This is a genomic window from Bacillus sp. RO1, assembly GCF_012524115.1.
Lineage (GTDB): Bacteria > Bacillota > Bacilli > Bacillales > Bacillaceae_I > Sutcliffiella_A.
Genome location: NZ_JAAZWB010000019.1, coordinates 1 through 11,449, shown reverse-complemented (window position 1 = coordinate 11,449; position 11,449 = coordinate 1). Strand labels below are relative to the sequence as shown.

12 protein-coding genes, 1 pseudogene and 1 riboswitch are annotated in these 11,449 nt (G+C 37.6%); of the genes and pseudogenes, 5 read left to right on the top strand and 8 right to left on the bottom strand.

From position 1 onward, the window contains the following. Nucleotides 1-332 precede the first annotated feature (332 nt). Together HC179_RS00990 and HC179_RS00985 are read left to right on the top strand one after the other, a co-directional pair. Nucleotides 333-881, top strand: a complete 549-nt coding sequence (locus tag HC179_RS00990; protein ID WP_168862647.1) for a tyrosine-type recombinase/integrase — start codon at nt 333-335, stop codon at nt 879-881. A gap of 11 nt (nt 882-892) precedes the next feature. Further along, nucleotides 893-2,428, top strand: a complete 1,536-nt coding sequence (locus HC179_RS00985; protein WP_168862646.1) for a potassium/proton antiporter — start codon at nt 893-895, stop codon at nt 2,426-2,428. Between the two features lie 36 nt (nt 2,429-2,464). Here the strand turns inward: HC179_RS00985 and HC179_RS00980 are convergent, their stop codons facing one another. The 4 genes and pseudogenes from HC179_RS00980 to HC179_RS00965 all read right to left on the bottom strand — a co-directional run bounded on the left by HC179_RS00980 (nt 2,465) and on the right by HC179_RS00965 (nt 6,080). Continuing rightward, entirely contained in the window at nt 2,465-3,019 is a 555-nt protein-coding gene (locus tag HC179_RS00980) for a CBO0543 family protein (RefSeq protein ID WP_168862645.1), read from the bottom strand. Between the two features lie 121 nt (nt 3,020-3,140). Next, nucleotides 3,141-4,669 (bottom strand): annotated as a pseudogene (locus HC179_RS00975) (NCS2 family permease). An 18-nt stretch (nt 4,670-4,687) separates the two neighbouring features. Continuing rightward, complete coding sequence (locus HC179_RS00970) at nt 4,688-5,281, bottom strand: xanthine phosphoribosyltransferase (protein ID WP_168862644.1); 594 nt, start codon at nt 5,279-5,281, stop codon at nt 4,688-4,690. Between the two features lie 118 nt (nt 5,282-5,399). Further along, a riboswitch (purine riboswitch) is annotated at nt 5,400-5,501 on the bottom strand. Between the two features lie 144 nt (nt 5,502-5,645). Continuing rightward, nucleotides 5,646-6,080 carry a hypothetical protein gene (locus HC179_RS00965; RefSeq protein WP_168862643.1) on the bottom strand — a complete coding sequence of 145 codons (435 nt, stop codon included), beginning with the start codon at nt 6,078-6,080 and terminating at the stop codon, nt 5,646-5,648. Between the two features lie 218 nt (nt 6,081-6,298). Here HC179_RS00965 and HC179_RS00960 point away from each other — a divergent pair, with 218 nt between their 5' ends. Then, nucleotides 6,299-7,291: a hypothetical protein gene (locus tag HC179_RS00960; RefSeq protein WP_168862642.1), complete on the top strand. Its 993-nt coding sequence runs from the start codon at nt 6,299-6,301 to the stop codon at nt 7,289-7,291. A 124-nt stretch (nt 7,292-7,415) separates the two neighbouring features. On the opposite strand, the gene HC179_RS00955 is transcribed toward HC179_RS00960, so the two are convergent. From HC179_RS00955 to HC179_RS00940, 4 genes are all read right to left on the bottom strand, one after another. Further along, on the bottom strand, nt 7,416-7,610 hold the full coding sequence (locus HC179_RS00955) for a hypothetical protein (protein ID WP_168862641.1): 195 nt from the start codon (nt 7,608-7,610) through the stop codon (nt 7,416-7,418). Between the two features lie 233 nt (nt 7,611-7,843). Then, nucleotides 7,844-8,512: a hypothetical protein gene (locus HC179_RS00950; protein ID WP_168862640.1), complete on the bottom strand. Its 669-nt coding sequence runs from the start codon at nt 8,510-8,512 to the stop codon at nt 7,844-7,846. A 60-nt stretch (nt 8,513-8,572) separates the two neighbouring features. Continuing rightward, on the bottom strand, nt 8,573-8,983 hold the full coding sequence (locus HC179_RS00945; protein WP_168862639.1) for a hypothetical protein: 411 nt from the start codon (nt 8,981-8,983) through the stop codon (nt 8,573-8,575). Nucleotides 8,984-9,450: 467 nt separating this feature from the next. Beyond that, nucleotides 9,451-9,804, bottom strand: coding sequence for a hypothetical protein (locus tag HC179_RS00940; protein ID WP_168862638.1), 354 nt, complete (start codon nt 9,802-9,804; stop codon nt 9,451-9,453). A 127-nt stretch (nt 9,805-9,931) separates the two neighbouring features. Between HC179_RS00940 and uptA the strand changes: the two genes are divergently transcribed. Both uptA and HC179_RS00930 read left to right on the top strand, forming a co-directional pair. After that, the gene (gene uptA, locus HC179_RS00935) at nt 9,932-10,519 is read left to right on the top strand and encodes an undecaprenyl phosphate transporter UptA (RefSeq protein ID WP_168862637.1); all 588 of its coding nucleotides are present in this window, start codon (nt 9,932-9,934) and stop codon (nt 10,517-10,519) included. A 15-nt stretch (nt 10,520-10,534) separates the two neighbouring features. Further along, nucleotides 10,535-11,314 carry an undecaprenyl-diphosphate phosphatase gene (locus tag HC179_RS00930; protein WP_168862636.1) on the top strand — a complete coding sequence of 260 codons (780 nt, stop codon included), beginning with the start codon at nt 10,535-10,537 and terminating at the stop codon, nt 11,312-11,314. Nucleotides 11,315-11,449: the final 135 nt, after the last annotated feature.

The following is an 11,449-nucleotide window of genomic DNA, read 5'->3' as shown; positions in this document are numbered from 1 at the left end:
GACGAGGAAAAAGGAGTAGGGAGGTCCTCATCGCGGTCATGAAGACGTGAGTGACGAGGAAAAAGGAGTAGGGAGGTCCTCATCATGGTCATGAAGACATGAGTGACGAGAAAAAAGAAGTAGGGAGGTCCTCATCATGGTCATGAAGACATGAGTGACGAGGAAAAAGGAGTAGGGAGGTCCTCATCGCGGTCATGAAGACGTGAGTGACGAAAAAAAAAAGAAGTAGGGAGGTCCTCATCGCCGTCTATTTTTCCTTATAAGTATATTATTAAAATGTTACATATATATATGTTATAATGGAGTTAAGTAACATTAAGGGGGAGAATCTTATGGAATATGTTGAGGCTTTAAAAGATCGCAAATTCATCCATGAAATTAAAGCATATTTAAAAAATTACTCCTTAAGAGATTACTTGTTTTTCGTAATGGGTATTAACATGGGTCTAAGAGTAAGTGAACTTCTGCATGTTAGAGTAAAAAATGTGACACAGGATGGAAAAGTTAATGACTATTATCTATTGGAAAATGGGTATTCTATTTATTTGAATAAACATGTCAAACAAGCGATAGCGGACTATCTACATAAAAGAACCCTAGAACCAGAGGATTATCTTTTTAAATCCCAAAAGTGCAGTTCACCTATTACCAGGCAACAAGCATACCGCATCATTAATAAAGCAGCGAAAGAGGTAGGTGTTCCTGGTAAAGTGGGTACTCATACTTTGCGCAAAACCTTCGGCTATCATGCATATAGAAGCGGTGTTGCTGTTTCTCTTCTCCAAAAACATTTTAACCACACTTCACCTTCAGAAACACTCCGTTATCTTGGAATAGATAAGCATGAAAGATTATCTGTAAGAATAGATGTCAATTTATAAGGGGGAATTAGATGGTACAAGGTGCATTCAATGTAGATTATTTTATTTTGCTTACAGCATTTCTTCTAATTGTCGGTGTTATAACAACCAAATTCTCTTCAAAACTTGGTGTTCCAGCCCTTGTATTGTTCATCATTGTTGGGATGATGGCAGGGAGTGATGGACTTGGTTTTATCTATTTTGATAATGTAAAATATGCTCAATTAATTGGTATCTTTGCGCTCGTCATTATCCTATTTGAAGGTGGTTTGCAAACAAAATGGGGGACTGTACGCAAAGTGATCAAGCCATCTTTATCATTAGCCACTCTTGGGGTAATTTTGACTTCTGCACTTGTGGCAGCATCTGCTAAGCTTATTCTTGATGTGTCATGGCTAGAAGCATTCCTATTTGGAGCTATTGTTGGATCAACAGATGCAGCAGCTGTATTTGCAGTTTTAAAAGGGCAAAACATTAAAGCACGTATGGGAGCAACTCTTGAAGCTGAGTCCGGTACGAATGATCCGATGGCAGTGTTTTTGACATTATCCTTTATTGAATTGCTTACTGCCTCAAATCCTAGCTACATAGGTTTTATCGGAAGCTTCTTTTGGCAGATGGGAATTGGTTTACTATTGGGATTAGGACTAGGTAAACTCGCTTCTTATTCCATTAATAAGATAAATCTCGATTCCTCTGGATTATATCCTGTCTTTGCCATGGCATTTGCGCTTTTAACTTATAGTATCGCAGCGCTGATAGGAGCAAGTGGACTATTAGCGGTGTATGTGGCAGCATTAATCATAGGGAACAATGAACTGACCTATCGACAGTCGATTTTCCGTTTTAATGAGGGGTTCGCATGGATGATGCAAATTCTGATGTTTATCATATTGGGGCTATTGGTCTTCCCGGGGCAATTGTTCCAGTGGGACATCATGCTCAAAGGCTTGTTATTATCGGTAATTTTAATAGTAGTAGCTAGACCTATAGCAGTATTCCTTTCAACAATGGGAATGGATTTCAGTATAAAAGAAAAAGTGTTTCTATCATGGGCAGGTCTCCGTGGTGCAGTACCTATCGTTCTCGCAACATTTCCGATGATTGCTGGCATTCCAAATGCTCAACTGTTCTTTAATGTAGTATTTTTCGTCGTCTTGACTTCCACACTTGTTCAAGGTTCTACTATTACGATGCTTGCAAAAAAGTTAGATTTAACAGGACCTAAGAAGATTGCACCTATCCATTCGTTGGAGTTGGTTTCCATCGGCAAAGCAAATGCGGAAATTATTGAGTTTCAAGTGGAAAAGGACCTGGATATGGTAGGGAAGACACTTGCTGAACTGGAATTTCCGGATAAAACGCTTATTAATGCCATCATTAGAGCGGGAATCCTTGTAACCCCATCAGGTGATACGGTTATTAAAGATAAGGATTTCATGTATATACTTACAGCCAGGCAAAGTAAGCTTGCTTTAGAAAATTTCCTCAAAAAGAAGAAAGCAGTAAAACCAGATGTAGTTGAGGAAGAGTTAACCGAAAAAGAAGAAGTAAAAGAAACCGTCTAAAAGCAAGGATAGCCTAATGGTTATCCTTATTTTTATTCAGTCTTTATTTAAAATGGATTTACAAATTTTTTCGGTAATTAATTTTAATATGTAAGCAATTAAGATATATAGCGGCACGGAAATATAGAAACTCCAGTGAAAAGGGATGTATAGTCTGAGTTTTTCAGCCACTGGTTCTGCTATTAAAGATGCTCCAATAGCCAATACGATGTTTGCATAAAAAAATCCCTTACCTTCTTGAAAATATTGATATAGAAGCATATAGGTAATGGGAATGAGGCAATAATCAAATATATATGACTTAGGTAAGAAGGGACTTAGGTTGTATGTGTATCCCCAAAGCCCAAGCTCATAACCCAAGCCGTCTAGGTTGGAGGCTACAATAATCCAAAGCAATCCAAATATAGAGATTCTGGGGAGATGCTTCGTTTTTTTTAGTTTCCAAAATAATGTCCATAAAGTAATAAAGATAGCAACCATTGTCCACCATCGCCAAGAGAACACCACATGTTCAAGCCAGAAATTCACATGGGCTTGGACTGAAGATTGATTTTTATTAAAGATTTCTATGTACTGTTGCTTGATAGACATACATAAGCCTACTCTCAAAGTAAAGGATAAAGATAGTTTTTCTATTTATATAAAAATGATACACGAAGTACTAAAATGAACAAGAACCGGGAACTGTTCCCGGTTCTTGTTACGCCTTCGCTTATGAAGCTACTTTCCGATTTACGGTAATTGTGTTGTCTGCATTTGTTACCATACTTGAAGCACGTTGGTATGAACAATAAACAAGAAATACTGCAACTAAAACATAACCTATAGCAAAATCAGGTGCTGCGTTCAAAGCTAGTTTTGGAGCATGCATGAACCCTACGAAAGATAAGAAGGCACCAATCAACGCGAAATAAGAGGCACGACGGTAATTCTGATCAATAATATAGACAGTAATGGCACCGAGCACAATCGCCGTAAACATGGCTCCTTGTCCAAGAGGGACAATACCTTCTGAAATACCGGAAACAACCTCTCCAGCACTCTTATTGAAACGAGTCATTACATAATTAGCGAAATAAGGCAGCATGGCAATAGCAACTGCTGGAAAATATTTTTTTTCATTGGATCCAAAAGCTGTAGCCACCATGGAAATTCCGACAAACACTAGTATTGGTGCTACTGCAGCTAGTGGTATAATGGCTGCAAGGGCTGCAATGATTCCTGTCATGGCAGTAATGCCGAAGACCAATGCATTCAATATGCTGTATCCTCTACCAGCACCCATCCATTTAGAGCCTACTGATGCTATGTAAACCGTAGTAGGGAAGAGTCCGCCAAAAATAGACCCAAGCATTGTCCCAACTCCATCCACAGCTTGGCATTCACGAATATCATAAGAATCTCCTTCTGCAGCCATGGCATCCACGTTATTCATCGTTTCAATGGCATTGTATAGCGTAATAGGAAGGATGATTGCCAATAGACCAATAAGAGCTCCAAACAGGTAGGTCATCCCCTCAAAAGCCGCCAAAGATGGCAATATTGGATAAAACCCAATGTTATCAATCCATCTGCTATTTGAGATGGAGATTGATAGCCTAAAGTGAAAGCTAGAACAGTACCGATTATAACTGCAAATAAGGAAGCTGGGATCTTGAAAGGCATGGCCATTTTTCCTACAACCCCAGCAATGATAATTACTAAAGCCACTAAGCCTACAACAGGAATGGAGAATGTATTAAATAGCATCTCTCCAGCGATGAACGTGAGCGCAACACCTGCAAGTGCTCCAAGCATTGCAGCACGTGGCAGATGATTTCTTACCCAGTTTCCTGTAAAACTAACAAGAGTCTCAATTAACCCGCTTAAAAACGCAGCAGCTACAGCAATTTTCCACGCAAGTTCCGGGTTACCGGTTAAGGCATTAGCAGGAGCTAATACTCCAAATAGAAAAACGAACATAACCGGGGTACTTATCCCGTAAGAGAGGGCGGTCACATCTGTTCTTCCCTCTTTTTGTGCAAGGCGCTTAGCCATGAAGGCATAATATAGATTCCCGACCATAACAGCAACGGCCGCGCCAGGGATTACTTTACCGAATACGATGCTTGCAGGAAAACCCATACCTAACATTGTTACGGCAATGATCACGAAGTTTGCCAAGTTGTTTTGGAAAAGTGCGAAGAATGCATCTGTATCTTCTTTTTTATACCATGGATAATGTACAGTAGTAGCTTTCATAAGATGACCTCCATAAGGTTAGTTGGTGACGCTAATCGATTCTTCTACAAATGTTATTTGTTCGTCTTGTAGCGATTGGATTCTAGCTAATGATTCTACACGATACCCTTTTTCCTCTAGCATCTGTCTGCCAGGTTGGAAGGTTTTTTCGATGACAATACCAATACCCGCTACAGATGCACCTGCTTGTTTCACTACATCAATTAACCCTTGTGCAGCCTGCCCATTTGCCAAAAAGTCATCAATAATTAGTACTCTATCGTTTTCAGCTAAGAATTCCTTTGCCACTGTGATTTCACTTGTTTCTTGTTTGGTAAAAGAGAAAACTTCGCTAGTATATACGTTATCTTTCAAAGTCAGAGATTTCTTTTTTCTTGCAAAAATAAGGGGAACACCAAGCGTATGAGCTGCGAAAAAGCTTGGTGCAATTCCTGAAGACTCAATGGTGATAACCTTACTAATGTTCGAATCAGAATATCGTTCCGCAAATTCTTTTCCTATCTCAATCATTAAATCAGTGTCGATTTGGTGATTTAAGAAAGTATTCACTTTTAACACGCCGTTTGGTAAAACCGTCCCTTTTTCAAGAATGGTTTGCTGAAGAAGTTTCATGTAAGTTCCTCCTTGAAAATAAAAAATCCCGAAAGTTGTAAGCGGCACAAGATCTACAAGTGACCACTTTTAACTTTCAGGAATGCAAATAATCAATCCAGGTTAAACCTAAGTATCGGAAAATTAAAGTATCACTCATAGTCAAGCCATTTACGGTAGCTTGGTAGAAACTTGTAGGCCATATTCCCACTATTATACGAGTTATTTATTATATTGTTTGGTTTATGAAGTGATTATAAAGGAAAAAAATCGTTTTGAAAAGGTTTTTTGCAGAAAAACACGAATGAAAATACAAAATAGTAGAAATAGATTCGGGAACACTAAAATAACCAGGTGAATATACCTGGTTATTTTAGTGAACTAGCTATGATTTTTTAATGGTCTCTTTCATCTTTTTCATTTCGGTGTAGATATCTTCTTTCTTTACATTTAACTCTTTGGCAATGTCCTTGAAGGATTGCCCATTTTCTTTTTTTGTTAGAATTTCTTTTACATCCACGTTACCTAGTTTGGAAAGGATGGATGCTTTTACTAATGTGTGCAATTCTGCTCCGTTTTGAAGAAGTTTTTCAAGTTCCGGCTGTTCTTTATTTAAATAGTCAGAAAGGTAAGGGATCACTTTATCTTTGTTTTGTTCCAAGTATTCGTTGTATTTTTTCCAATGACGATAGTGATCATTTTTGTATTCATTATGATGTCCGTGCTTTCCCTCAGGAGAAGCGATTACGTTTGGAACAAAAAGTGTGGATGCTGAAAATAGCAACAAGGATAAGATAGATAAACAAAATAACCTTTTCATCTTTTTTCCTCCTTTATATATGTATTTTTTACTTTCTCCCAAAAAAGAAAATTAATCCAAAGTTATATGTATATGAAAGTGGTCAACTGAAATTATGAATGATTGCACAGAAACCCAGCTCACTTTCCCAATACCCATTCATTATCATTTACCTTAAAATGGAATTAGGGCTTTGGAACTATATTTTATTTGCAGTAATGGAACAGGAGGCAAAGATTTTGAAGAGAATACTCTTGCTCATTTCATTGGCAGGTCTGGGACTGATCATCGCTTATTCAATCTATGAATATATCCGTTTTACCATATCAAATTCTGAAGTAGGCATCACTGATTTTATCCAAGAGCATTTAAGGGAGCCAGATAAAACGCTATTGCTATTGGAAACGTATCCCATTAAACATACAAAAAAAGTGGTTGCTACATTTGAACATAATGAAAATCAATTAGGGGCAGTTATTTTTCAAAAAGGTTTTTATGGGAAATTGAAACCTGAAAAAATAATGCTCGATCGTTCCTTTTATTCGGAAATTATTGATACAAAGAAAGGAACATTTATCCTGTTCATAGGAGAAAATAAACAAACTGCCATTCAGACCATTGTAACGGATATCGTTAGCAGTGGGGAAAGAGTGAAGTTAGCTGTCCCTCCACAAAAATATTTTTCCCAGATTAGGAAAATGGAAGATATCACAAAAATTGATACTGAACCAAACTATATTTATAGAACACTGAAAGAGGCTATTTCAGGTGCCGCTGATAATACGGAGGGGATGGAGTTGATGTTTGTGGACGAAGAGCATCAATCCTTTCTAATTTATTCTGAAGAGAATTCGGTATTAAAAACGATTCTTGGAGTTTATGATTATAATGATCATGGCTTTGAAGTAACCGGGATGGAGAACCCCAACTTCTATACAATGAAAGAAGATAAAGACTTCTGCTTTGAAGAAAAAAAAGTGAACGTAGACACCATTGAGCATACATATATTCATGGGTTGGTACCGAAACATGAAGATGTACAAAAAGTGGTGCTTGAAGTGCAAAGGAAAGAGGAAGTAATTTACCAGATTTCAAGCGATGTCGTCGCAAACCAATTTCTCCTGCATATATCTTCACCAAAGTTTCTAGAAGCGGATACAAAGGTCATAAAGAAGTTTCATTTGTATGATAAAGAAGGAAAGTATATACGAACAGAATCAAAAGCTGGCTGAATCGCTGGTTTTTATTTATCGATTGAATTTATGTAGGCGAATTAGAGGGGATTTAAATATTAAGGGTAGAAAATTGCGCTTATTCGAGGCAAGACCGCTTAATGTTTCTCTCGCAGGAAGCGGTCTAACTTTTAATGGGTTCCTCACTTGTGGAAATATGTTTATAAACGGAGATGTTTTGAAGAATACTGACAACCATAAGCACAAACATCATCCAAAAATAACCTATGTCTTGAATGACGAATGCAATAACGGATGCCACTAGCATAAGAAAGCTTGCCATAATACTAATTACAAAAACTATTTTACTCAGACCCAAAGCTACATCTCCTCCTTAACTATAGAAGTATAACATAGTAAAATGTATTCGGTACCTTTATACCCATGATTAGAGAAAGGTATGTTTGTAATTATACAATAAAATTGGTAATTTCATCATTACAGTTATGTAAAAAAATTCGCAAAACGAAGTATTCAATAAAAAGGACGATAAATAAATGAAAAAGGTTCCTCAAAAAATAAATAGGAATTTAAAAAAGAAAGATAAAATTATTATCTTTCATTTATTTTTATTAGCTTATGAACATCTTTTAATACTTCCGCTTCCACTTCATGTCGAATCCACCCTACATTTGGTGCAAAAGCTGAATTGCCTTTGCGTAAAGTGTTACCGTCCTTGTCTTTCTCTTCAAAATCAATAATAATACAATCTTTAAAAGTCTTGGCGGGGGTTTTAATTTCCGCATCGACTTTCCGAATGTGATAAGTAATCTTAAGATCAAAATCCTCAATTTCCTCAGTCCAGGAAGTGCTGACTTCCAATGGATAGGCTATAATTTTTGTTTTTGGGAATTTCTTAATATCTTTAGCATCCCATTCGGAGGGGAATTCCTCAGAAAATACGATATATCCATAAATTCCATCTTTTGTTTCTTCATAAAAGTTGCTTGTCTCCGAAATATCAGATGAAGATTCGGCAGTCTCGAGGTCAATGACAGTTCTTACTTCAACAATTTCGCTATTGGGGACTTGACTATAAAGTACTCTATAATCTGTATGTCCTTTTTCCTCTATATAACGTCGGAAAGAATAATCTCCTGAAGTTGGTAATATTGGAGCTGGATCTTTTGCCTTTGTTTGGCCTCCTTCGCTTTCTGTTCCGCACCCAGCTGTAAGTATGGTGCAAAGCGCAATAAAAAGAATAATAAGTACATTTCTCAAGTCAACTCCTCCTTGAAAGGTTAAAGTTGAAGATAGTGTACCCATTATCCCATTTTTTAGTTAATCTATTCCCAGCATTTCCAAAAACGGTTCGAAATCTTCACTAAAGTAGTAAAACATAGGTTGATCTTTCTCGTTAAAGATTAGCATATAAGGCTTCTCTGCCTCCGGAGAAATAAATATGACTTGATTTACAGGCTGCTTTAATACTTTCGCTTCAATTTCTTCAGCTGGTTCAAAAATAACCTTAATCATAAACCCAGTTTTAGGGGTAGGGTTAAGTTTCGGATAGAGGGAATCTGCACTTTTTACAAGCTTTAGTGCTTCTTCCTTGTTTTTCTCATTCAGAGGGATGGATTTAATCACTTTTCCTTGAGTAACATCAAAGACTTCTATTGGAAGCGACTGTGCAGTAAAGGTCATGGGAAAAGCTCCACAGAAGAGCAATAGAAGCAAAAATATCTTTCTCATTTATATCACCTCTCTTGTAGTATGAAGCAAAAGAAGTGAAATCATGAGATACTTTAGTCTTCATGCCCTAGGAATCGATATCCGATGTATAAAATTAGAAGGCAGCCCAAGGTAATCAAGATTAGATCATACCCGACACATGAAGATTGTAGACATAGTTCTCCCATAAAAATCCTCCCAATTACAATTTTTTAACTATATGAAAATGTTGGTAAGTTTATGCTATATCACCAGAAGTAAGCGATTACATTGAACGCGCTGTTGATTTCCGCAAATGGCTTCGCTTTCCTAGGGGCGCCGCTGGAGCCTCCTCGGCTACGCCTGCGGGGTCTCCACCTAGCGCTATCTCCCTCAGGAGTCTTCGCCTTTTGCTCCAATCAACAGCTAGAAACCTCATATATTATCGGGGATTTTTTTGACCTATTTAAAAGTCGAACGGAAGCAGATGCCTTTGTTCGACTTTTTGTTTATTCCACTTTTTCTTTTTCGTCTTGAATTTTTTCTTTCAATAACGTGACAGCCTCTTCCTTGTCGTAGGTAAATAGTATCATGTCGTCGGTGAGGTATCCTGTATATTCAAACACTATATAAGCGGGAGTATTTTCGATATTGTAATCTGGATACTTTTCCACTGCCTCATCTAAGCCGATGACTGTGTCACTGTCTTTTAGAATAATCTCAATATCTTCAATTTCAGACAGTGATTCCTCTTCTTTTTGTTCAACAACTTCAATGTAAGAAAAACGATCTGGAATGTGTGTAGGCATACCGCAGGCTGTTAGAAAAAGGAGGAATAAGGATAGAATAAAGATTTTCTTCATTTATCAACACCTCCATACATGTAAGATTCGACATAATTAGTGAAAACCCTTTTCTTATTTTAGTGCTTTTCGTGGACGTGCTCTCATACATTGTTAGGGACAACTCTCTTACAAATGAGGTGAGGATATGGAGAACTTTTTTTTATCTATTTTTGAATTTTTCACCACATTGGGGGTTTGGGGAATTGCTCTTGGCTTAATGGTGGAGGTCATTCCTAGCGAAATCGTCCTTGGATATGGTGGTTATTTAATTTCCATTGGGGAAATAGGATTTATGGGAGCAATGCTTGCAGGGGTGGCAGGTGGTACATTGGCTCAGCTTTTTTTATACTGGGCGGGTAGCATTGGCGGAAGGCCATTTCTTGAAAAGTATGGCAAATACATATTGATTCAGCCAAAGCATTTAGACATTTCGGAAAAATGGTTTCAGAATTACGGACCGATTGTCATTTTTACAGCTCGATTTATCCCGGTGGTGAGGCACGCTATTTCCATTCCAGCTGGTATAGCCAAAATGAAGTTTTTGCCTTTTCTTTTATATACAGTTGCAGCGGTCATTCCATGGACTATTTTGTTTATTTATATTGGATTTCAACTAGGTGAAAACTGGCGGGATATAAAACATGCCGCACAACCTCTCATCATTCCTTTAATGATATTGATTATACTTGGAGCCATCACTTATTTTGTTTTTGATAGAAAAAGAACGGAATAGGAGGGGGGAGAAGATATGTCCAAAATAGAAGCATTCATATTGGGGATTATTCAAGGATTAACTGAATTCCTGCCAATCTCCAGTACAGGTCACTTATATCTGGGAAGAAATCTTTTTGGTTTGCAAGAAGCGGGGTTATTGCTTGATACAATGCTTCACTTCGGCACGTTGATAGCAGTTCTTTATTTTTACCGAGAAGAATTTATTAAAATCATTCGCAACCCATTTCATAAATTAACTTTTCTGATGGTTATTGGGACCATTCCGGCAGTTGTTATTGGAATTGCTTTCAAAGACTACTTTGAGGAAATTTCCAAAACAGGCGTGACAATTGGCTGGGAGTTTCTAATTACAGGCGCCTTTCTCTGGTTTGCAGATTCCATCAAAAAAGGTGCGAAAAAGATGGAGGATATTACGTGGAAGGACGCATTGTTTATTGGATCATTCCAAGCTGCTGCGATATTCCCGGCAATATCGAGGTCGGGATTAACCATTGTAGCAGGCTTGTTTCGGAAGCTGGATAGAGAAACAGCGGCATATTTTTCATTTTTGCTTTCTACACCTGCCATTGCAGGGGCTGTGTTTTTACAAACTGTGGAAGTGGCACAGGTCGGCAGGGAGGATATTTCTTTAATTTCTTTAATCATCGGAATTTTAGCATCTTGTTTCTTTGGGTATATTGCTGTGAAGTGGATGATTAACTATTTGAAAAAGCATTCTCTTCGTATGTTTGCGGTTTATGTATGGATATTGGGAGTAGTAATATTGGTGCTTCAATATTTGGGGTTGTTTTAACTAATGATGAGGCTGGGACAAAACTAAAAAAGCCTAATAAAAGACGAACAATTTAGGTGTCATAGGTATTGGCTCTAAATACCGCTGTTGATCTCCACAAATGGCTTCGCTTTCCTAGGGGCGGTGCTTGAGCCT